This window comes from Microcoleus sp. POL10_C6 (assembly GCF_036701585.1).
In the GTDB taxonomy this organism is placed as follows: domain Bacteria; phylum Cyanobacteriota; class Cyanobacteriia; order Cyanobacteriales; family Microcoleaceae; genus Microcoleus.
Map to the genome: position 1 here is coordinate 15,584 of NZ_JAUBRB010000004.1, position 22,703 is coordinate 38,286.

Genomic DNA, 22,703 nt, shown 5'->3' on the forward strand with positions numbered 1-22,703 from the left:
GCTAGACAAAAATCTACGCACAATCTCCCGGTCGCCGGAGAACCATAAATGGGTTGGCAGGCTCGACCTGATAACCAGGATACTGCGATCGCGCGCTCGCCACCGCTGCAATCCACTCTGGATGGTCATCATTCCATAAAGGATGTCGAATCATTTTGATTGTCCGCCGTCGAGCATTCTGGTGCACGTAGCCAGTGAGAGTCTCAAACTGCACTGGTGCACCATAACCCAAGCGTTGAAGTGCGGCTGGAATTGGAACTTGCACTAAGTTGAGCCAAGGATTCTGAATATTGCCCCAAGAAGAGTTGAGATCGATCGCCGACGCAGGATTAGACACCAATCGTGCCATATCTAAAGCCAGTCGCCAATCCAATAACCCGTGATAAGCCAGATTTTGATAGTCCCGCAAACACAAATTGCAGGAAGTATCACAATCACTTCCGTGCTCGTGAGGAGTCGTCCATTTCCAGGCAATGCTGTTTGAAATTGTTGGATCTGCCCGATCCATCAGTCGTTGAAACTCATTCGGTTGGGCGAGAAATTGGCAATATCCAGCTCCATTTTCCAATTGATCGCAAAGAAAAGCTTGACCTATAATCGCTCCATTCTGCTCTAATGAACGAAAACCCGCCTGCAACTCCAGTGCATCCACATCGAGAAGAGAAGCAGCCGCTACCCGCAGCCAAAACGCGAAAGAATACCAAGCAGCACGACCTTCAACTGTAGTTGGATTGGCAAATATGCCATTAGGCCATTCCTGAATATTTACTAATAGGATATCTGTTTTACGTCGAGATAGTAGAGCTACCCGATAAACCGCTCCAGATGTACTAACCGAACTGTTTTGCTTAGATACAGCATAAGCTCCTGATTTATGTCGATTATCAATCCTAACTCTTTCGTAGAAGTCAAACCCTCCAGTGCCACCATTATCATTAACCGAAATGATATTGTCATTGAATGCAGATACAGAAGCATTAAGGACAGATGCAGGCGTGCCATTATTTGCAGGCGTGCCATCATTCGGAGGGATACTCAAAGAAGGTCGTGTCGATCGCGGTTGCCACTCAAATTGCCCATCAAAGTCCTCTGGTTGCAAGTCTGTAAAAAATGCCTTGGGTTCCCTGGCATCAATGTAACGCATCGCATCATTTACACCACAAACTGGACATTGAGTTGTTGGCGATCGCTGACCGCCAGGGAGTGGTTCATTTAAGGTTATGTACGGGTAGATTACCGCTTGACAGTTACTACAAAGTCCGAGAGATTCGTTGCCCTGAGTGAGTGCTGGGACTAAGCCTGGTGCGGTCGCAATTGTGTTGCCTTGAGGATACAATTCAACCACACCACAAGCAGTGTGAACCGCCTTATCTTTGACAGTCTCAGATCCTGGTGCAAATTGGCTGATAGCCACATCAAGGTTGCGATCGACTATTCCCGTCTCTGGTGGCCATTGAGCGCCCGGTGAGGGCCAGCGCGTGTAAAGCAAACGCACCCGCGTTGGAAAACCAAACATCGGTAATAACCCCGCATTTGCCAAACGTTCGCTCAGCGCATTCTGAGTGTATGTAGGGTCATTTACAACATTTTGAATGGCATTTATCAGGTTTTGGCGGAGATAATTCAACATTTGAGAATTACTAGCATTCGATAATGTTGTTTGCACCCGCAAAATATCCAAAACTGACAAAATCTTCGGTTCATTGGCTGGATTGTTTAACCAATTGGCGATCGCTACTTCATAATTAGCCCAATTAGCAACATCACCAAACTCACCGTGTACGTTGTCAGTCCCACCTAAAGACGCAGTGATTCCTGTGTCTGTGAAAGCTTGCCTTAACACTTCTTTGATGAGGACGCGCTGGAAAATTTCTTGACTCTTCATCTCAACGTAGGGCGGTGGCGGCGGATCGCCTGTGATGCTTTCAGGACGCTGGAAGTAAAAGTCATCGTGACTTCGGCCTCGACAGAAGGTAACAGCTAATGAAACTCCCGCAGAACGTCTGCCAGCACGACCAACTCGTTGCTGATAATTAAATCGGCGGGGCGGCATATTTGCCATCATTACTGCTAGCAATGCACCAATATCTACCCCCGCTTCCATTGTCGTTGTGACGCTCAATAAGTCGATACCCTGAACCCGCAGAATTTCTTGATTGATAGGGATGTCTTGAAATAACTCCTGGCGCCTAGTTCGCTCTTTTTTGTCAGTTTGACCCGTTAATTCCTCTGCATTCATGCGGAACGGCTGACCTGATTGCTCTGAAAGATAGGTATAGTAATCAAAGTCGCTTGTTGTCTGTCCTGGTGTCAGATGAATTGTGGAAGTATTCGGATTGTCAAAACGGCGATCGCTGTTACATTCGGGGCAAACTCCAGCAGCAGGTTGAATAAAGAAAGCATTGCATTGCGGACAACGGAATCCCGGACGCGAACCATCAGAATTTGCCGGGGGTGGTAAAACGAGATAGAGGCGATCGGGATCGAGTATAAATCGTTGACTTTGAGATTGATTTGAAGGTTGGATTGGAATGACTTGTTGTAACTGATGCTGCACGTCGCTTAGTTCAAGGCCCGTTCTACTAATGTACCGTTGAGCAAACTTAGGCAAATCTGAATTATTGTCGAGACGGACATGGGGAAAATAGCGATGTAATTTCCGAATTCCTAATTGTCGAATCACTGCTTCAGTTGCTTCAATCAACGGAGTTCGGTTTCCTTGATATTGATAGCTAACCCAACCCTGTGCCAGTCCTTCAATAGTCCGAGCAATGTGGGGGAAAAGAGCATACATCAACTCTTCAGTTAAGAGAGCTTCCAACAGGTCAGCATGAGCTCTCTGTTCCTGGGTGCCGGGAATAACTCGTGCGATTGGATTAGCATTCCAGTTGTAGCAATCAAACCAAGGAAACCTTTCTACTCCCCTTCCCTGTCCGACTGTATAGGTCATAGTCCGAAAGCTGGGTCTGCCCGGACAAATGCCATAATTGAGAAGGCCATCTCGAATCTTATCCCGCAAATTCAGAAGAGGAATTCCCCCTGGGTAGCGCTCTAGTAATCCTAGCCATTCGTCACGAGCCTGCTGATTACTTGAGGGCAAATCATCAATCCAGTCTCTTGCTTCATTTACCAAAGCCTGATTAGTATTGCGAAATCGGTTGCGCCGAACCATATCATCAGGCTGCGGATTCGCAACAACAGCAGTGTAAAGATCTGGGTTCAATGCCTGCAACCTAGTAAGTGCTGTCTGGTTATTTGCAGAAGTAATGCGGAGGAAGCCTACAAAGTCATTCCAATAATCTTGAAAAGACTGAATCAGCAACATCCGCGCCATGTCGCGATAATGATCGCGCTCCATCCCTGCAGCTAGCTTGGCGGCATCTTGACGGCTGTCGGAAAATATGACCAGCTTGCGAGACGATCGACTGGTGGGGCTTATTGGTGCTGGCATTTCTCTCAGAAGTCCACTGGCAAGCACTTGGCAAGCTTTCTGAAATCCGGTGCGGTGGAAACGCAGGGGAGTAGGAAATTTGTCTCGTCTTCCGTAGTCAGCATCACAGCGAGGACATTTACTTGGCAATGCTCGTTCTTCTGGATGATTGCCTGTCACTTGATAGAGCCACCCTGGTATTTCTTCATCTACTTGTGGTTGAGTGCTATTCTGCGTAAGTGCGCCTGTAGTCCGATTTAACTTGGCACGAACCCATCGGCGTTTTATTTTATCAAGCGTCCATTCTGGGTCTTGTGGCTGCGTATCCCAAACAGGTGTCTCTCCAGGCAAAGGCCAAAAAACTCTATAATTTCCGTAGCGTTGATTGAGAGTAATACGGTCAGGGATTCCCTCTAAATCGGGTTGATCGGGTGTAAGAATTTCTACATTTGTGTTTCCTATTCGTTGAGTAGTTTTGTTGTAGCCTCCAAGAAAAACCTCTCCACACACTTCACAAATAATTAAGTCCAAAACACGAGAACCACAGGAGCAGCTAAGGCGATGAGTGGCATGAATTGCACCAACAGTCGGAGGATTCGGAGTGTTCTGCCTTATATTTCGATCGACTGGTGAATGGGTACAGTTAGGATTACAGCAAGCCCATAAGTTTTGCAGGTTGCGGAAGAATAGATGACCGCGTACAGGTTGAGGCGATCGCCCCGTACTCACTCGTTGAGACATTCCCAGTCCTAGAAGTAGCCCCCGCATCGCATCAGATACCAACCCATTACTCGCAGCACCAGAGAAAATTTGACGGTCTAAATCTGTTGGATCATTTAAGTGTTCTGCATCTATAACTTTCGTAGCCCTCACTGTAGGGTTAGGATTACTTGGATTAAGCAGACGATCGACTTCGCGACAAGCATCTCTCAGTACATCTGCTGCGCCTAAAGTAGCCAGTGCTTCTCCAAGATGTTGTTCCGCACTTAGTCCAGATCCTGCCGGTTGTCCAAGCTGCATAGCCAAATTAGACATAGCATTCCGCACTTGATTAGATGCTGAATTTGGCGGTTGCATTTCCTGCAATGGGTCAGCTTGTACTGACTGAGCAAACTGGGCAAAAGCATTTTGATAGGCCGAAAGATTGAATCTTGCCCCTGGTGTTGGTGGGGTTTGTTGTCCTGTGATGAAGTCAAAATTATCGCGGCCAAAAAACTCACGCAAAAAGTCTCTGCCCTGTTGATTTGGCTCAAGGCTAGCTGTAGTCGTCAAAATCCGTAGTTGTGGCGAGTCTGGTGTCAATCCCAAACGCGAATACAACAATCGCAGAATATAAGCAACCTCTGTCCCCGGCGTACCGCGATAAGCATGAAGTTCATCAATAATTAGGAAAAATTGGTTGTCGGGATTGTCAGCAAGCCAGTCACAAGTAGCATCAAAAATATTGTTCTCAATACTCCGCATCATCATAATGTTGAGCATCGAGTAATTAGTAATTAGAATATCCGGCGGACTATCTTGCATATCCCACCGAGACCACATTTCACCGCCATCAAGTAGCGGTTTGTAGTAAGGCAAATCGGGCATATCCTGAAGCCAAGACGGATTGTTTTGGATATCCGTATCTCTCTGTCGGCGCTGCTGTTCTAGTTCCCTTAATTCATTTTTCAGTCGTCTGATACTATCGTCTTTCTGTATGCCTGAAACTGGTGTTTGTCCGGTGTAGCGTCCAAAGGTAATTCTATTTCCCCCTCTGTTTTGATTTAACCACTGGTGTACTGATGGCGCTTCTAGCGCTTTTCTCAGCCGTCGCAACTGGTCTTCAACTAGCGCGTTAAGAGGATAGAGAATCAAGGCACGGAGGGCTTTTGGTCGGGGTGTATGCGCCCATTGAGAGATACGGTCGCCATTAGAATTTACATTGTTATCCCACCAACGATGATTTGATGGCGGTTGGCGATTAGCCCCCCAAGTTTGGGATTCCCTTGCTAACTGTGCCAAAAGCGGTAAGAGGAAACATTCGGTTTTACCGGAACCCGTACCAGTAGTCACGACTAAATCTCGCTGGTTAACCAACACTTCCCGCAGGCTTTCCCATTGGTGTTGGTAAAGCTGGACTCCCGGATCGAAAATCATTTGCCCAAGTTGTGCCAAATTGTGGTATTCGGAGGGCAGTTGATTGGCTGCGGCTGACAAATTCATCCCCGATGATGGATAAATCGGGACAGGCTCAACTAAGGGAGGCTGACTCAAGATACCTGGTTGCTGGAGGAGGCGATCGCGTTCATCAGCCAAAGCGCGGTAACGCAGGGGAAAGGCACTTTTGATATATAGCTGATAAATGCGATCAAGTCTTTGATATGCGCCAACTAAGTCATGCACTGGCAGGTACCTCTTCGCACTTTACATTAAGTTTATCAGTTAGCAGAGAAATTACTTCCATCGGCACGTTCTCGTAGAGCAACCAGGATTTTTGATAAGTTGGGAGTTGTCCAGATGCTAGCACTAGCGCACGTTCGTAAATTTCAGGCCAACGCTGGGAGACAGGTATTGCTAAACGCCAGCTAGCGCGATCGTAACGTGCAATACATTCAAAGCCACTGTGCTGCAATGCTAAAAATCGTAGACCATACCAGTCGCCCTGTCGCCAACTAGCGCTTTCTTGGTCATAAAAGAGTGTATAGCCAGGACGATCGCTCTCCTCTATCCTCCACATCTGGTACATACCTGTTTGATTGGGAGAGATACAGCTAATAAAATCATTACCATCAAAGCGCTTCCACTCGTATATACTCGGCACAATTCCCTGCAAGCTTCTGAGATTCTGCTTCCAAATGTCAAGATTTGGTATAATTTCAGCAAGTCGGCTCGATACTTCCCCAGCGTAAAGGATAGAAAACTGGCTTGTAATTATATTAAAGTCACTCAAATTGAGACGAATGCAAGGCGGTGCGTCTCTTCTTGATTGATGACTGGAAATTATATCTGTATATTTTTCCAACTCCTTCAGCAACTTGATGCTGCGTTGACCGCAAAGAAGAAATTCTGGAGAGTCTGATTTAATCTTAACGAGGGCTGTAGGAGCCATAGACCATCGTGTACCGTCTGAAGAAGACTCAATATGCCCAAGCAACCTAAGCCTCCGTAAAATGCGTTTTGGTTCCTCAAGTCTCAGAGTATCGCAGGCTTTTTTGAAGGATTCCCACGTTCCGCTACCAAGGGTAGATAGCCAGTAGAGAAGGTGTTCGTAACGCTGGGAAAGTGCCTCAATATCTGGTGACGATTGATTGATAGGCGATGAGGCGCTCGCCTCAAATGGGTTATCATAGGTAACTTTCTCTACAGGCTGATAAGGAATAGGGTTCGTGTAATCGTAAACTTCATGGGCTGCCCCAACCATAGATTTTATTTGTTCATAGGTGAAGCTCTTATTGCCGGGAACTGCCGAAGTTTTAAAACAGGGAAATTTGAGCAAATTAGAGTTTACAATTTCTTGAGGTATTTCTCCTAGGGTACTACTTTCAATTGCTAGAAAAAAATAAAAGCTTTTTCTAGAAGTAGCTCCTTTTTCCAGTCGCAGAAGTGGCACATATTGACTGATATTTTGGTGTTGTATGTGTTTGGAAACTTCCTGGATAAGTTGTTTTGGGTTCCCTTTGTATGAAAATCCTCTGTACCAACGTTGAATTTTGGTCATTTTACTTTTGAATTTATTTAACTTTATTGAGCCAATGACTGAAGGACGCTGCCACAAATATTATGACTTGAACCGATCGGCATCACTTCACAACTTGATGGTTCTACTATTGACAGACCACTCCAATCAACAATTCTGACAAAGCGCTCGCTAGATTCACCTCCACAAGTAGCTTTTACGAGATAGTCACCTACACTAGGAAAGTTAACTACAATGGGAATATTTGTACTTTGCTGTAACTTTTCCCAAATTTGGGAATCATCCGATAATCGAGTTACTTGTAACTCAACTGTGGGATGGAAACCAAAGATAGTTACTAGAGGGCTATGTCCCTCTAGCCATGCACCCAATTGAGGTACGCGCAAACCACCTGAAAAGCTAATAGATAAACGGACACTGGGTTGCAAAGCATCTTTAAGTTCTTGACTTTTGATAAAGACTGCATCCCAAGCTTGGGAAACAACCATGCAGGTGTGAATTTCAAACCAGGTAGAATTTTTAAATACTGGTTGTGCTCCACCCTGCCATTTCAATAGCTGCTCATCTTGCAACCGTTGAATATCTGAGAGCAGTTCTTTTTTGTAGAGTAGGATAAATGGCGTACCGAGGGATGGCGTTCCCCAAGAAGCATAGGCTCCTGAATCTGGGTTATCGGGATCTGGAATTAATATCCAAAAGTTACGCTCGGGCAAAATTAGGGAATCCAGGTCTGTAGAACAACTAATTTGGTATCTTGCACCGCGATCCAATTCATTCATATTTATTGGATTTTTTAGAGGGAAATACCATCCAGCGCGTTCGTCCCGAAGCTGGTGAACGTTATCTCTGTACTGAACTTGTACCGATTCTACTGGTCGCCCTTTTAGCTGTTTCGGGTAGAGATAGTAATCAATCTGGCCCAAGAATGGATCTTCAGTGCGATATAAACCTGCAAAAAGGTAGCGGCTCCAGGTGCGTACTCCTTGTTTTAGTGTTACTGGTTTCCCCTCATTTTGCCATTGTTCGTAAACTTCGTGAATTGCTTCGGCAACGGCTTCATAGCGCTGCCTGTTGTCCGTCAGTAACTCTTTTAAGTGTTGGCAAAGCCTCGGCGTCTCGCGGCGGACATGAGTAAATAAAGTTTGGGCATCCCATTGGGCTGTCCATTGCTTTTCGTTAAATATATCTAGAAGTCGGTTTTTATCAGCGTGGCGTAGAAGAGATTGCGAAATTGGATAATTTATATAGGTAGTTGGACCACCGCGACCCCGAACTGCTGAAGGTAAAAATCCCTGTTGCCTTAGCCAAAGATTCCATTCTTTCCATAGCGGTTCTTCAGCAGCGGAACCAGATTCCATGCCCGGTGGACGACGAGCGTCGGACAGACCTAAAATTTTCTGCAATCGCCGGAAGTAGTTTAGTTCTGATATTTTTTCTTCCTCAGCCATCTGATAGGCGGCTAGGACTGTGGCACTGAGAAAGGCAATACTTTTGGGTAAACCGTCAGAATCACACCCTCGCAAGTTGCTCAAATTAACTTGTTGGTCAATGATGACTCTTTTCCTTACGGCAATCAAAAAGTCATCGCGACCGTTGTTGACGCCCGTATCCTTTCCAAATTCTAGACCAATACGCTCGAGTACATCGTCGTCAACGCTTACGTAAAGTTTAGTACCGCGCGGTACGCCACTGGTAAAGTAAGACACTAATGCTTGGTTCCATTCTCTGTAGCTTGCCATTGCTGTTTTCGCTTCTTTGGCTTACCATCTGAGCCGTTTGTTTAAATTATCCCAGGTTTGTGTGACTATTGGTAGTTAATGAGATTCAGCCTGGCGTTGCTGAATACAGGTATAAATTCAAGATTTCGGAATGGGTATAAGCTAAGTAGGGTGAGTTTTGTAACATCAAGCGAAAAGTTGATTCATACCATGAATGAGCAACGCCTAGAAACCATTAACTCGATAGGTTTCGATTACCAGAGTAATCACCAACCCAATACAAATAAAACCCCTCACCTGATTTTATGATTAAAAAGCTCTTCTTACTTCTTGTTTGCTTATTTGTAGTCATGATTGGCTTCGGAGTAAGCCTGCCTGTACTTCCTTTCTACGCCCAACATTTACATATAGCAGTTGTTCCGCGTGAGACGATCGCCATTCACATTACCTTATTAACCAGCATTTACGCCTTCGCTCAGTTAATTACAGCACCGTTTTGGGGGCAATTGTCAGATCGAGTCGGCAGGCGACCCTTAATTTTGATCGGAATTGCCGGTTCCGCGATCGCTCAACTACTATTTGGGTTTGCCTCTTCCCTCGCAATGCTTTATGTTGCTCGAGCAGTCGGTGGGGTTCTAGCCGCTGCGATGCTGCCTGCTGCTGCCGCTTATGTTTCGGATGTAACGACTGAGCGCGATCGCACCCAAGGAATGGCTTGGCTCGGTACAGCAGTGAGTCTTGGAGCAATTGCTGGACCAGCTTTTGGTGGTTTGACAACTCGTGAAGACTTACATTTTACCCTCGGTTTTTTCGATCTCAAAATTGAAAATTATGCTCCTCCCTTTTTTCTAGCTGCGGGTTTGATGTTCTTAACGCTGCTAGTCGCTCTCCGCTGGTTGCCAGAATCGTTACCATCGAGATCCGCAACTGTAGTCCCTCGTCAGCCAGCACTAGATTGGAAAAGGCTGGGTAAACCACTATTACTGCTGTTGGGTTTAGCCACGATCGCCCAGTTTGGACTCACGATGTTTGAAGCCGTTTTTGCATTATATGCTCAAGAAATATTGGGATACGGGCCCGTCCAAACAGGCTTTGTATTTATGATGTGTGGCTCAGTGATGGCAGTCTTTCAAATCATTGCAGTGAGCTTTTTGTCTCGATATATGAATGAGATCGCCCAAGTTGCTCTGGGATTTGCACTCATGGGAAGCGGCATTTTCCTGCTACTAATGGCGCGATCGCTTCCCATTGTGCTGGGAGTTGTCGCTATATTGGCATTCGGTATGGCATTGATTACCCCAAATGTAGCTGCTTTGATTTCAAAACGGGGCGGTCAACACACGGGAACGGTGTTAGGAATTCAAAATGCCGCTAATAGCCTCGGACAAGTTGGGGGATCGATGTTAGGGGGCGTTCTGTTTGCATGGCAGGTAAGCGCCCCTTATAGCTTTGCTGGTGTTTTACTAATGGGAACTGGCTTAATGCTGGGTTGGATGCAGAAACATCAGCATTGATGATTCAGGCACAACACTACCTCACGTCTGGCATCAAGCTTGAGTTAGTGAGAAAAATTCAGGTTCAGGGTTACTGACTAAACTCCCGCTTTGGAACCTCAGAGCGGAACAAAGAAATTGCCGCGACGGTGGCTAACACCTGAACCGCGACAAAAATTCTTAGATTCTTGACTGCTTGTTTGAAGCCTTCTGGGGTGAATAGATTTATATTAGGATGCTGCAACCACCAACAAAGCAGTAAACAGAGCAGTAAAACTGTTAGGGCGACACCGTTTTTCTGATTCCAAAGAACGCCTTGTCTGTTAGTTCTTTTCACAGCATCCTAAATATTTCCCAAAAGGCGATCGCATGGCGATCGCAATAACTGTCTATCTGGAGGGGTTGCTTTGATTTCCTCTCATCCCAGGCATATTGTTCATACCAGGCATATTGTTCATCATATTCTTGCAACAGCTACATCCGCCTTCAGTAGGCTGCTGCGGAGCCTGATTGGTTTGCGCTATTGTTGGAGTAAGACGCTCTTGAGCTACGGGTGCTTCATTGGTAGAGCTAGAAGCTGTAGTTGGGCTAGCAGTCGGGTTGTGAGTGTCTGCAAACGAGGGATTAGCTGTCAAAGCTAACAACGTTAAGCCAGCTATAGTTCCACCGATTACTGTTTTAGCAAGTGTGAGCATACTCATCTTTATCCTCAATTGAGTGATTAATTTCTTAGAACTAAGTCCATACTAAACTCTCCACCAGACTAGAGAGTCAAGGCCTAAATTCAGAAATTCGAGTAAATATGCCTGAAGAATGATGTTGACTTCTCTACTTGACTCTCTACTCGACTAAAGAGTTTAAGATAATAGAACAGAAATTTTGGTAAAGATAATGAAAAAACGGCGTTGCTGATTGACGGTATGAATCAACTTTTCTGGGAAGTTACAAAACTCATTTAAACGCTTTGATTAAAGCCTCAAACTGCACTCGCAGTGACTTATCATGAGGCGAAACGGGCGGGATTTGGCGGTTAATACCTAAAAATTCATAAACTGCCATTTGAGCAACTCGCACCGAATACTCAACCGTGAAGACAACATCATCAGGAATTTCGACAAACTGGCTGATGAAAGCAAGGTTCTTCGAGCTGCGAGGAATCGGCAACGGTCGATCCGTGCCTAAACGAGGCATAAACATACTTGTGATGTACGGCATCCTGCAAGGAATGCAGTTTGCCGATTCCACAGTATCCAGATCGAATCGTAGATGACCGCAGAGTTCTCGCAGAATTTCTTCACCGTTACACTCGCTCATCGGCTTGGGCACAAAATCACCCACGCGATCGGGGAAAAGAGCGTATCCCCAGAAGACCTGTATATCAACAGGTTGATTTATAAAGTGGGGTTGATAGGCGAGCACGATGGACATCAGCCAGTTGGAGTCTTTAAACGTGACAAGCCCACCAGTTCCCGGTTGATTGCTGCTAAATTCAAGCATTTTGTTGAAGAATGCAGGGGTTTTTAGTGTGACTGTAAAAGACTCCCACAGTGACTCGGCAATGCTGTTGTTAAAAGCAGAAGGATTACCGAAATCTGGGCGTTCTGCCGCCAGCTTTTCCCACAAATTCCAACTGTCGCTGTCCTGTTTGGTCAGCTTCTTGGGCGCACTTGTCATAGAACCCAAACTTGAGGCATCAGTCATCGATCCGTTTTGCAGAAAAACCAGGTCGCCGTCTTTAAGCGCGATCGCTTTACTTTCACCCTTCTGCTGATAATGAATGCCTGTCACCACAAACTTGCCTTCTTCGGTGTTGCGATCGAGATCTGTGACCTTGCAATCGACGATGAAATTGACACCTTGATCTGCGAGCCAACTCTGAAGTGGACGAACCAATGAATCGTACTGATTGTAAATGGTTCGCTTCACCCCAGCAAGGGTTTCAATCCGAGAGAATTCGAGCATGAAGCGATGCAAGTAACGGTTGAATTCAACGGCACTGTGCCACGGCTGGAAGGCGAATGTAGTTGCCCACATAAACCAGAATTCAGTCTTGAAGAATTCTGGAGAAAGCCAATCAGTGATACGACTAGCAGCCAATTCGTCTTCATCAGCTTGGCTAAGCTTCAGCAACTCTTGACGATCTTGCATGGAAAAGCCCATTGAACTCACAGGGACTTTTGCTCGGCGGCTGTCAACGAGACGCGCCATAGAATTTGACTTATGCCGTTCATTAAACTCCATAGTTTCGTCAAACACTGTTTTACCGGGCGAACTTAGGGAGGGGATGGACTTGTAAAGATCCCAAGTGCATTCATAATTGTCAGTCGTCAACATCCGTCCCCCCCGCATCGAATAACCGTCTACAGGGTTCCCGGCTCCATCCAAACTCCCGCCCAAGATGGGCTTTACTTCTAGGATAAAAATATTTCTGCCAGGGAGTCCGCCGTCGCGAATTATGAAGGCTGCGGCTGCTAAAGAGCCGATACCACCACCCAACAGATAGGCATTAAATTCCTTGTCCATGTCGATTAATTAGCTCCGCTTTTCGAGATAACCCAACATATGACGGCGAGCCAGATAAAGGATGAATGGTGGTAAAACGATCCACTGAATTACGGCCAGTAAACTCATCCCTAGAATGGGTACTGCCAGCACCGGAACCCCATAGACTTTAGAAACATTAACTCGATAGGTTTCTATTACCAGAGTAATCACCAACCCAATACTGGTAAACAGGAACGCCAGCTTCGAGGTGGGATAAAGCACCCAATTCCGCGAACGAACTAACACACTCACCGCCCAACTACTAAATAGAATGATGACCCCATCGCCGAAGGAGCAGTGAGTCAAATCTTTGATTTTGTCGGCTAAAGAGGGACTTCGGTAGAACTCGTAATAGGGAGCCTGCCAAACTTCGTAAACAAAATTGAGCAAAAAGGCAAAGAGAAACAGGTTGGTTTCTGGTGCCGCTAGAATTTGGACGATTTTCTTGGACACAAACCCTTACTCCTCCAATATATGCAATTAATCATTCAAACGAACGCGACGTAACAACATTGCATTAACTGAAACAACGACCGTCGAAACGCTCATCAATATTGCTCCCAATGCTGGCGTTAATAGAATGCCGAAGGGAGCCCCAATTCCTGCCGCTAAAGGAATTGCAACGACGTTGTACCCAGTTGCCCAAAGCAAGTTCTGAGTCATTTTGTTGTAGGTCGCTTTCGCAAGTTTAAGCGCGTAGGTTGCATCAAGCGGATCGCTTTTAACCAAGATTAAATCAGCCGACTCGATCGCCACATTGGTTCCAGCGCCGATCGCCAGTCCTAAATCCGACTCGGTTAAAGCCGGTGCATCATTGATTCCATCGCCCACAAAGGCGGTTGGCTTCTCAGCTTTGAGCTTACGAATCAATGCAGCTTTATCCTGTGGTAGGACACGAGCATAGTAGCGATCGATCTTCAAATCCCCAGCAACCGCCTTGGCAACGGCTTCGGCATCGCCTGTAATCATGACCACCTGCACGTCCATTTCCTGTAATTTTACAACCGCTTCTCGTGCAGATTCGCGCACTTGATCGGCTAACCCGAATAGGGCGAGAACTTGCTTGTCGTCCATCAGCACGATCGCACTTTCACCACGAGATTCACGTTCTTGTAGTCCTTTTTGCAATGCTGGCGGAAACTGCAATTTCAACTCTTGAACCCATTCGGGTCTGCCAACCCGATAGCGCTGACCGTTTACCACGCCTTCAACGCCCTGACCGGGAACTGCTTTGAAGTCACTGGCTTTTGAAAGCTCGATTTTGCGATGGCTGGCTTCTTCTACGATCGATTGTCCAAGCGGGTGTTCTGATAAAGATTCGAGAGAAGCAGAAATGCCCAAAGCTTTTAACTCATCTATACTATCTGTATAAATTCGTTGCACGCCAAAATGTCCGGTTGTCAATGTCCCCGTCTTATCAAATGCGATTGTTTTAATGTCTTTTGCTCGTTCAAACGCTTCTCGATTTCGTACCAGAATGCCGTTTTTAGCGGACATTGCAGTTGCGTTGACCAGCACTAAGGGGATCGCTAAACCTAACGCATGAGGACAAGCAATCACCAATACAGTAACGGCGCGATTAATTGCAAATGTTAAACCATCTGGTTTAACAGATAGCCAAATGATGAACGCTAGCGTAGCGATCGCGATCGCTGTATAAGTTAGCCAATAGGCCAGTCGATCGGCTAGTGTTTGAAATTTACTTTTAGATGCCTGCGCTTCCTCAACTAAGCGCATAATTTGGCTCAAGGTTGTTTGATCTCCGGTGCGAGTGACTTTGATTGTCAAAGCGCCTTCTCCATTGACCGCTCCGGCGATCGCCTCATCATTGGCTTTTTTGACCACCGGGCGCGACTCCCCAGTGAGAAAAGCTTCGTTGACGTTGGAAGTACCCTCGATGACCTCACCATCAATTGGGACTTGTTCACCGGGACGAATCAGAATTAGATCGCCCTCAACTAATGCGCTTACTTGGACATCTTCTATCTGCCCATTCGCCTGCTTCTTGTGAGCGACAGAAGGCACTAACTTGGCAAGTTCTTGTAGAGCATTGCTGGCTCCCAGCACAGAAGCCATTTCCATCCAGTGACCGAGCAGCATGATATCGACTAAGGTTGCCAGTTCCCAATAGAAAGAATCTCCCGCCAATCCAAGAGTCACTGCCACACTGTAGACAAACGCCACGGTGATTGCTAGAGCAACCAGAGTCATCATGCCAATTTTACTGCGGAGTTCGTAGTAAGCTCCCTTCAGAAAAACCCAGCCACCATAGAAATAAATAATCGTTGAGAAAATGGGAATCACCCAATTCGCACCTGAAAACTGGATGGCTTGATAACTAAACCAATCCTGAAACATGGGCGCAAAATAGAGGACGGGCAGCGTTAGCAAGAGGCAAATAAAGAAGCGTCGTTTGAAAATCTCTGGGCTGTGTCCAGCGTGTTTGTCGTGACCTGCGTGTTGAGCGTGATTAGGCTGTTTACCGTGAGCACTATGATTGCTGTGTGGGTCAGGCAGATTCCTTTCAACTTGCTGTTTGTGTTCGTGGTGCCCAGCGTGTCCCGGCTTGGGTTGGGTTTGTCCATGTTGATGGCGATCGTGGTTCATAAATTAATCCTCCTAATTTAATGTGATGCCCTGGTTGGCAGATTTACAGAGAAGGAAGCTAGGGCGAAATTTTAGAGAGGCGATCGCCGAATTAAAATCAGCCTTCTAAAATAAGTTTGTCCAAATTTTTCGATTTCACTGACTGCTAACTCCATCAGTCGTGCGTCCGCTCATTTCATTCTCGTGAATGCGGTAGATTGCAATCACCTCTGCTCGTCCCCAAGCATCGATCCAGGTTCGATTGATCGCAGGCGAAAGTGTTGGATTCTGCGTTTTGACAAATTGCATCACCCGATCGATGTCTTGCTGCTCAGTGAGGCGTTCAGCGCGACCATTCACAACAACGCTGCGCCAGTGCACCAGATCGTGAACTTCTTCGATCTGTAAGCAAACTTTTGGATTTGCATCCATATACTCAGTCTTCATTCCCACCGTTGTGAAGATATATATTTCTGAGTCTTTGAGGTAATAGTGCATAGGCACAATATATGGATACCCTTCGCCTATGCAGCCGAGGTGTCCATATCCTACTTTATGTAGCAGTTCGTGTATTTCTTTTTGTCCCATTTCATCGATATCTAACATTACTGTTCTCCACTGCTAATTTCAAAATCATCGATCGCTACTAAAACTCTCTGATATACAAAACCTTCCCCAATGCCAGAATGCGCGCGATCGGAGGTAATTGTATGCAACAGTCCTTGCATACCCACTTTGACTGTAAGAAAACAATCTGAGGAACTTATGAGGAGTTAAGAAAAGTTTGAGGTTGAGAATGTTAATAATGAATTAAGACTTCGTTTATTGGAGAATAGCCCTAGAGTCTCCCGCCGAAAAAATACAAGCACACCCAGCAACTTTAGACTGATGCAAGGCTTCGGATGCGGCTTGATAAAGAGAAGGCAAATCCGTTCCATTATCTGGATATTGAGCAATTCCAGCGCTAAATGTGATCCGAAATTGAGTTTGCTCGGGAGCAACAAATTTTCTGTGGTGGAGCGTTGCTAATAATTGAGTGAGTCTTTGAATACCATCTGCCTTAATCATGCTAGATAAGGCAACCACAAATTCATCGCTCTCCCAGCGAGCAACGACTGCATTTTGCCTAAAAGTTTGCCGGAGCAATTGTCCCCACTGACGCATCACCATGTCGCCAGTATTGTACCCGTGACGATCGTTGATCTGTTTGAGATTGTCTAAGTCCAGAACTGCTAGACAGAGCGGCTGCTCCTGTTGATTTGCAAGTTGAAGGTATTTGTTTAAGTCTTGGGTTGACTTATTGCGGTTAGAGAGTTTGGTCAAATAATCTGTCTCAGCAGCATTCTGAAGGAGTTTGATCCGTTCTAGGCGATTGATGATGCGACTGACCAATTCTGGCCCTACGATCGGCTTGCTCACAAAGTCATCTGCACCCACTGAAAACATTTGATTGACGATCGCAGCATCGGTATGCGCCGTCAAAAAAATGATCGGCAAGCGCCCCCAGCGCGAATTGTTGCGGATAATTTTGCAAAGCTCAACGCCACTCACAGCAGGCATTTTCACATCTAAAATTAGCAGATCCGGTGAGCATGATTTCAACGTTTCCCAAAATCGTTGAGGATCGTTCAGCGTTGTTACGCTCAATCCCCAGGGTTCTAGGAACTCCTTCAGAGTTACAAGAATCTGGGGATCAGCATCGACGACCATCACCCGTTGCTTTGCTGTCTCTGCTTGTTGTGCCGCTTGTGCGATCGCTTTCAGCACTTGAGCCGGGGGCAAGGGTTTGTGTAAAAAACTATGTCCGCCGAGTTGGGCAACTTCTAGGCGATCGGTTAATTGATCGTGACTGGTAAAAACTAGAACTGGCACAGAAGGAGTTTGATGACTGAGCTTTGCCAGCAGCCTTAAACTCTCTGTTGTGGGATGAGTAATATCGGGATCGAGTAGCACAACGGTAGGCGCATCCTGCTCAATTTTCGTTTCGGCTTCGGAAAGTGTTGTGGCGATCGCGCTCCGAAATCCCCAGTCCACCGCTTCATTCATCAACTGTTGGGCCAGTTGGCGATCGGGATCGACGATCAATAACAAAGGACGCTCATCCGCAAACAAAGACTCTTCCGGCTCGCTCCCTTTTGTGGTTAAGTCGTTTGATGCGCGGTCAATTTCTGGACGTTTGGATAAGGCGCTGAGGGTTTGTGGTTGAATCGGTTGAGTCGCTTCATGAGACGTGAGTTGAGCCGTCTTGGTTGAATCAGCGATCGCTTCCAAGGGTTTAAGCCGATAACCCAGTCCATAAACCGTTTCAATCAAATCTGTGGGAGCGCCGACCCCTCTAAGTTTCTGTCGTAGCCCTTTAATATGAGTTCTCACGGCATCTTCGCTAGGAGTGTCTCCATAAGCCCAGATTTGATCCAAAATTACGCTGTAGGTAAATACTTGACGACCATTCCGCAAAAAGAACTCTAGGATCGAAAACTCCTTGGGACTCAAGGATAGAAGTTGCCCTGCGTAAGTAACTTCACGACTTGTTGGGTCGAGCCGCAAATTACCCTTCTCCAGCACAGATTGAAAAGTCGTGCCTGTGCGACGCAGCAAGGCTCGAATTCGAGCAATCAATAACTCCTGATCGAGCGGTTTCACCATGTACCCATCGGCACCTGCATCTAGCCCGATCGCTTGATCGTGACCACTGCCTCGCCCTGTTACCACCAGAATTGGCATTTTATAGTCGTGCGCTCTGACTCTACGACAGAGACTTATTCCGTCTAAACGAGGGAGCGTAATATCTATCAGCAGTAAATCATAGTTATAAACAACAATCAGTTCCCAAGCTGCCTCACCATCGTTAGCAACTTCAACCACGTAATTTTGGTTGGAGAGAATGCAAGTAAGTAGGTCGGCAATTGCCTCATCATCTTCTACCACCAAAATTTTCATCAGTCTAACTCCTTTACAGGCTGGTTGCGGTGTCAGGTGAGCGGAATCCTCCAATAATGATGGGAAAGAATGAAATCAGGATGAAATGAATTGCTCATCGCCAAAAAGCTGGAAAAATCTTCCTAAAGACGTAAACCTTGAATCGCTCATAGGTTTCTCATAGTCTGAGCGTAGCTTGAGAGATATAAGAACTTAGTCATCCCCTAACCAAGGTGAAGGGCATAACAATCCGTTCTTCGTTGTGTTGATTCTTTAGGAGCTTAAAACCATGACTACTACTACTACTAAATCTCATCAATCTCTGCTAGAAACCTGCATTCAGAATTGCCTCGACTGTCTTCGTGAGTGTGAGCAATGCGGAACCGCTTGCTTAACCAGTGACATGGTGCAGATGATGGCTCAATGTATTCAGCTATGCCGCGATTGCGCTGATACCTGTGCTCTCTGCGCTCGGTTCATGGCTCGTAATTCTGACCTGCACGCTCAAATGTGTGCGGTTTGTGCAGAAGCGTGCGATCGCTGTGCGACTGAGTGTGAGAAGCACGACCACGATCAGTGTAAAAAGTGCGCTCAAGCCTGCCGTCGTTGTGCTGAATCTTGCCGTCAGATGGCTAAAGCAACAGCATAAAACCTATTTATTTACCGCGTTGGCTGTTGCATGAGCGATCGCGCTCAACCATTATCCTACGCAACAGCCATCAGTGCAGAATCAGTACCCGCTTTAGCTGAGTTTTATCAAATGGAGCCATGCAAAATTGTTTTTATTGCTCCGATAAACTTCTCCGACACATCCAAGGTGGATCTATCCACTGGTTTTGTCGAAGTTGCTGGCAAAAAATGCCCGTTCCTACATCAAAAGCTGGACAAGCAAAAAGTTCTCTCTCTAGCTTTACATCGCTCATAAGTTTCTCACAATCTAAGCGTAGTTTAAAAAGTATAAGAACGTGATCATCCCTTAGCCAAGGTAAGTTTATGAATAAGAAGTTTTTGGTGTACAGCTTAGTCGGGTTACTTAGTAGTGGTGCTATTACTGGATTTGTCCTTATCAACAGCGAACAAGTTCAGTCATTACCTGCACCAAGAAATCCTCAACAACCCAGATCAGTCCGAGTCGATCAGCATTTTATCGAAATGATGATCCCTCATCACCAAGACGCGATCGCAATGGCTGATCTTGCTTTTAGTCGCGCCAAACGCCCAGAAGTTAAAAAATTAGCCCAAGCGATTAAAAAAGACCAAACTCGTGAAATTCAAGAGATGCGTAGCTGGTACAAACAGTGGTTCGGCAAAGAAGTCCCTGCACCTTCAATGAATGACATGGGCATGATGGGAGAGCACCACAACCAAGGGCAGGGCACAGGCTCAGGCATGATGGGTGAGGGCATGATGAGCATGAAAACTGACCTCGACGCGCTCAAGAAAGCCCCGGACTTTGACAAAGAATTTGTGCGACAAATGATTCCCCATCATCAAATGGCGGTGAAGATGGCGAAGATGGCATCTGAGCGTGCTTCTCATCCAGAAATCCGTACTTTGGCTCAGTCAATCATCACATCTCAGAGCGCTGAAATCGCACAGATGCAAGGATGGTAACAAGCCTGGAATCGCGAGTTGTTCTATTCACAAGGAGGTCTTTATGCACCAACATGGTTCATCAAATCAGTCCCAGCCCGATCGTCAGCCAACTCGTCTCAGCTTGCCAATTAAGGTTGTGCTGTATGTCTCGATCGGGATTATTGCGTACTTTTTGATTACAGAACATTGGGCGCATTTAGCGGGCTTTTTACCGTTCTCTTTACTGTTCATCTGTATATTCATGCACCTATTTATGCACGGAGCACATGGGGGACATGGAGGCGGTAACAGTGGCAATAGCCAATCTCGCTGAAGGAAATTATTCGGACTCTGTAAATAAATCTATTTCAAGGAGATCGAACCATGAGAGATATGAGTAACGTTCCTGCTTACGGACTGTGGGGATTAGTGATTATTAATTCCCTGATATTTATTATCTTTGCCTTTAGTTTCACCAAGCCGCGTAACCCAAGAGATTGGCGATCGTTCGGGGCGTTCTCAGCATTCATTGTGGCATTGTTCACAGAAATGTATGGGTTCCCCTTAACGCTTTACTTATTCTCAGGCTGGCTGCAAACCCGCTATCCAGGATTGAACATTTTTTCCCATGATGCTGGGCATCTGTGGTGGACATTCCTGGGGTGGAAAGGCGATCCTCATTGGAATCCGATTCACCTTCTGAGTAATGTACTAATTTTTGGTGGACTGATTTATTTAGGAAATGCTTGGGAAGTTCTCTACAAAGCTCAACGAAGTCATACATTGGCGGTTTCAGGGCCATATTCAACCATTCGCCATCCGCAGTATGTCGGCTTCATTGTCATCATGTTGGGCTTTTTGCTGGAATGGCCTACTCTCGTGACGTTGCTCATGTTCCCCATTTTGGTCGCGATGTATATCCGATTAGCTCACCAAGAAGAACGGGATGCCTTAGCAGAATTTGGTGAGGAGTATGCCCGTTATGCCGCACTGACACCTGCATTTGTCCCCTGGGGTCATCGCAACACTCAGAAAAAACTAGCTCATTCACAGGAGTCTCACCATGATCCATAGTAGACCTCTTGCAAAATAATTTTGTGCTATTATGGAAAGTTTAGCCAATTTTATAATCTAGCAGGCTGGGCAAGTTTAAGGAGAGGCCAATCAACCCAATAATTCAAAGTTTGACCTAAACTTGAGCAAACTTTTAAGTATAACACATATTTTTTTTGCAAGAGGTCTAGTATTCACCCGAACGAAGAAACCCGTATACGTAGTCATTCAGCGCTGAAGCTAAGTGTGCGATCGCTATTTCTTGCCACAGCGATTATTACAGGAATTGCTTATTTGATTTGCATTCTGTTTCTAACAGTGGCACCTGAGATAACGATGGGATTCTTTAGCTATGTTCTTCACGCTAATTTATCTGGTATTACCCGAAGCATTACCTGGGGAAGCTTTATTGTAGGTCTTGTGGTTTGGTCTGTGGGTACTGGTCTGTACGCTGCTTTCGTTGCTCGCCTCTACAATAAGCTTCCGGTGAGATAGAAAACAATGGTGTTCCTACCTTTTTTTGGGGACTAGGAACTGTGATTATCTTCGTGCAATTTTTTCCTTTTCAAAGCTGAGTGTTCATTTTAACAGGTAGAAAAATATGAGTGATCTAATTGTGATTGGCTTTCCTGATGAATTTAAGGCAGATGAAGTGTTGCTCGATCTCAGAAAAATGGAGCGGGAATATCTGATCGATCTAGAAGATGCAGCGATCGTGGTCAAAAAGAAAGATGGCAAAGTCAAGATTAAACAAACTCAAGAACTCGTCACCGGTGGCGCGTTAAGTGGCGGCTTCTGGGGACTGTTAATCGGCTTGATGTTTTTTGAACCCATACTGGGAATTTTGGGTGCAGCAGTGGGTGCGCTTTCCGGTGCCTTAACGGATATCGGCATTGATGATAATTTCATTCAAGAACTAGGCAACACGATCGAACCTGGAACCTCTGCCATTTTTGTTTTGGTGAGAAAGTCTACACCTGACAAGGTTTTGGACGACTTGAGCAAATTTGAGGGAAAAGTCCTACGAACTTCGTTATCTCACGAAGATGAGGCACAACTTCAGGCAGTTCTTACGAAAACCGAAGCAGGGTAAGTCGTAGCTCCAAGAAATCTCGAAGTTACCACTTATCATTCTGAAAGGAGATTCTATGTTTCACAAAATTCTAGTGGCGATCGATCAATCCGATCTGACCGATCATGTTGTTGAAATCGCGATCGCTCAGGCAAAAACGACCGGAGGCAGTTTGCTCCTGCTCCATATTATCCATATGCAGGAGAAAGGGTTTCCCCAGATCGAAGGACTTATCAGCGGAAGTTACAATCCTGAGTATTTTAATACAGAAGTACAGTTCTACGAACAGCATTGGAAAACCTACAAACAGATGGGCTTGAAGTTACTGCAAGCCTCTAGTGAACGGGCGATCGCAGCGGGTGTAGGTGCAGAATCTATGCAAAAAACTGGCGACTTTGTGGATAACCCCGGTGAAACCATCTGTGCGATCGCCCAAGACTGGGAAGCGGATCTGATCGTCATCGGGCATCGGGGACTGTCCGGTGTCAAAGAGTTAATTCAGGGGAGCGTCAGTAACTATGTGTTTCACCATGCACCCTGTTCTGTTTTGAGTGTGCAACATCCCATCACGATAAAAACTGAAAAAACTGAACCTACTCTCGCTCACACATAGGTCAGAGACTTACAGCAAATGGAA

General features: G+C 45.9%; 20 protein-coding genes. 9 read left to right on the plus strand and 11 right to left on the minus strand.

Annotation, left to right across the window (positions count from 1 at the left end):
* Nucleotides 1–13: 13 nt before the first annotated feature.
* The 3 genes from QUA34_RS03300 to QUA34_RS03310 are packed head-to-tail and all read right to left on the minus strand — an operon-like array spanning nucleotide 14 to nucleotide 8,845.
* On the minus strand, nucleotides 14–5,812 hold the full coding sequence (locus QUA34_RS03300; RefSeq protein WP_333142805.1) for a DEAD/DEAH box helicase: 5,799 nt from the start codon (nucleotides 5,810–5,812) through the stop codon (nucleotides 14–16).
* Entirely contained in the window at nucleotides 5,805–7,127 is a 1,323-nt protein-coding gene (locus QUA34_RS03305) for a hypothetical protein (RefSeq protein ID WP_333142804.1), read from the minus strand. Before QUA34_RS03305 ends, QUA34_RS03300 begins: the two co-directional genes overlap by 8 nt.
* Nucleotides 7,128–7,150: 23 nt before the next feature.
* On the minus strand, nucleotides 7,151–8,845 hold the full coding sequence (locus tag QUA34_RS03310) for a hypothetical protein (RefSeq protein ID WP_333142803.1): 1,695 nt from the start codon (nucleotides 8,843–8,845) through the stop codon (nucleotides 7,151–7,153).
* Nucleotides 8,846–9,129: 284 nt separating this feature from the next.
* Between QUA34_RS03310 and QUA34_RS03315 the strand changes: the two genes are divergently transcribed.
* Nucleotides 9,130–10,338 carry an MFS transporter gene (locus QUA34_RS03315; RefSeq protein WP_333142802.1) on the plus strand — a complete coding sequence of 403 codons (1,209 nt, stop codon included), beginning with the start codon at nucleotides 9,130–9,132 and terminating at the stop codon, nucleotides 10,336–10,338.
* Between the two features lie 70 nt (nucleotides 10,339–10,408).
* Here the strand turns inward: QUA34_RS03315 and QUA34_RS03320 are convergent, their stop codons facing one another.
* From QUA34_RS03320 to QUA34_RS03355, 8 genes are all read right to left on the minus strand, one after another.
* Nucleotides 10,409–10,654, minus strand: a complete 246-nt coding sequence (locus tag QUA34_RS03320) for a hypothetical protein (protein ID WP_333142801.1) — start codon at nucleotides 10,652–10,654, stop codon at nucleotides 10,409–10,411.
* 52 nt (nucleotides 10,655–10,706) lie between these two features.
* Nucleotides 10,707–11,018, minus strand: a complete 312-nt coding sequence (locus QUA34_RS03325) for a hypothetical protein (RefSeq protein WP_333142800.1) — start codon at nucleotides 11,016–11,018, stop codon at nucleotides 10,707–10,709.
* A gap of 250 nt (nucleotides 11,019–11,268) precedes the next feature.
* Nucleotides 11,269–12,840: an oleate hydratase gene (locus tag QUA34_RS03330; protein WP_333142799.1), complete on the minus strand. Its 1,572-nt coding sequence runs from the start codon at nucleotides 12,838–12,840 to the stop codon at nucleotides 11,269–11,271.
* A gap of 9 nt (nucleotides 12,841–12,849) precedes the next feature.
* A complete protein-coding gene (locus QUA34_RS03335; protein ID WP_333142798.1) occupies nucleotides 12,850–13,314 on the minus strand; it encodes a hypothetical protein in 465 nt (154 codons plus the stop codon).
* Between the two features lie 27 nt (nucleotides 13,315–13,341).
* Nucleotides 13,342–15,468, minus strand: a complete 2,127-nt coding sequence (locus tag QUA34_RS03340; protein ID WP_333142797.1) for a heavy metal translocating P-type ATPase — start codon at nucleotides 15,466–15,468, stop codon at nucleotides 13,342–13,344.
* 135 nt (nucleotides 15,469–15,603) lie between these two features.
* A complete protein-coding gene (locus QUA34_RS03345; protein ID WP_333142796.1) occupies nucleotides 15,604–16,053 on the minus strand; it encodes a pyridoxamine 5'-phosphate oxidase family protein in 450 nt (149 codons plus the stop codon).
* Complete coding sequence (locus QUA34_RS03350) at nucleotides 16,053–16,175, minus strand: hypothetical protein (RefSeq protein WP_333151715.1); 123 nt, start codon at nucleotides 16,173–16,175, stop codon at nucleotides 16,053–16,055. The genes QUA34_RS03345 and QUA34_RS03350 overlap by 1 nt, the downstream gene beginning before the upstream one ends.
* A 94-nt stretch (nucleotides 16,176–16,269) precedes the next feature.
* Nucleotides 16,270–18,387, minus strand: coding sequence for a response regulator (locus QUA34_RS03355; protein WP_333142794.1), 2,118 nt, complete (start codon nucleotides 18,385–18,387; stop codon nucleotides 16,270–16,272).
* Between the two features lie 268 nt (nucleotides 18,388–18,655).
* Between QUA34_RS03355 and QUA34_RS03360 the strand changes: the two genes are divergently transcribed.
* The 8 genes from QUA34_RS03360 (at nucleotide 18,656) to QUA34_RS03390 (ending at nucleotide 22,679) form a co-directional block, all read left to right on the plus strand.
* On the plus strand, nucleotides 18,656–19,015 hold the full coding sequence (locus QUA34_RS03360) for a four-helix bundle copper-binding protein (RefSeq protein WP_333142793.1): 360 nt from the start codon (nucleotides 18,656–18,658) through the stop codon (nucleotides 19,013–19,015).
* A gap of 30 nt (nucleotides 19,016–19,045) precedes the next feature.
* Nucleotides 19,046–19,291 (plus strand): hypothetical protein, encoded by a 246-nt coding sequence (locus QUA34_RS03365; RefSeq protein ID WP_333142792.1) that lies wholly within the window; start codon nucleotides 19,046–19,048, stop codon nucleotides 19,289–19,291.
* 68 nt (nucleotides 19,292–19,359) lie between these two features.
* Nucleotides 19,360–19,980, plus strand: a complete 621-nt coding sequence (locus tag QUA34_RS03370) for a DUF305 domain-containing protein (RefSeq protein ID WP_333142791.1) — start codon at nucleotides 19,360–19,362, stop codon at nucleotides 19,978–19,980.
* Between the two features lie 43 nt (nucleotides 19,981–20,023).
* On the plus strand, nucleotides 20,024–20,275 hold the full coding sequence (locus QUA34_RS03375; RefSeq protein ID WP_333142790.1) for a DUF2933 domain-containing protein: 252 nt from the start codon (nucleotides 20,024–20,026) through the stop codon (nucleotides 20,273–20,275).
* Nucleotides 20,276–20,334: 59 nt separating this feature from the next.
* On the plus strand, nucleotides 20,335–21,015 hold the full coding sequence (locus QUA34_RS03380; RefSeq protein WP_333233860.1) for an isoprenylcysteine carboxylmethyltransferase family protein: 681 nt from the start codon (nucleotides 20,335–20,337) through the stop codon (nucleotides 21,013–21,015).
* A 225-nt stretch (nucleotides 21,016–21,240) separates the two neighbouring features.
* Nucleotides 21,241–21,489, plus strand: a complete 249-nt coding sequence (locus QUA34_RS30110; RefSeq protein ID WP_445242789.1) for a DUF5676 family membrane protein — start codon at nucleotides 21,241–21,243, stop codon at nucleotides 21,487–21,489.
* Nucleotides 21,490–21,595: 106 nt separating this feature from the next.
* Nucleotides 21,596–22,087, plus strand: a complete 492-nt coding sequence (locus tag QUA34_RS03385) for a DUF1269 domain-containing protein (protein WP_333142788.1) — start codon at nucleotides 21,596–21,598, stop codon at nucleotides 22,085–22,087.
* 55 nt (nucleotides 22,088–22,142) lie between these two features.
* Nucleotides 22,143–22,679, plus strand: a complete 537-nt coding sequence (locus QUA34_RS03390) for a universal stress protein (RefSeq protein WP_333142787.1) — start codon at nucleotides 22,143–22,145, stop codon at nucleotides 22,677–22,679.
* Nucleotides 22,680–22,703 lie beyond the last annotated feature (24 nt).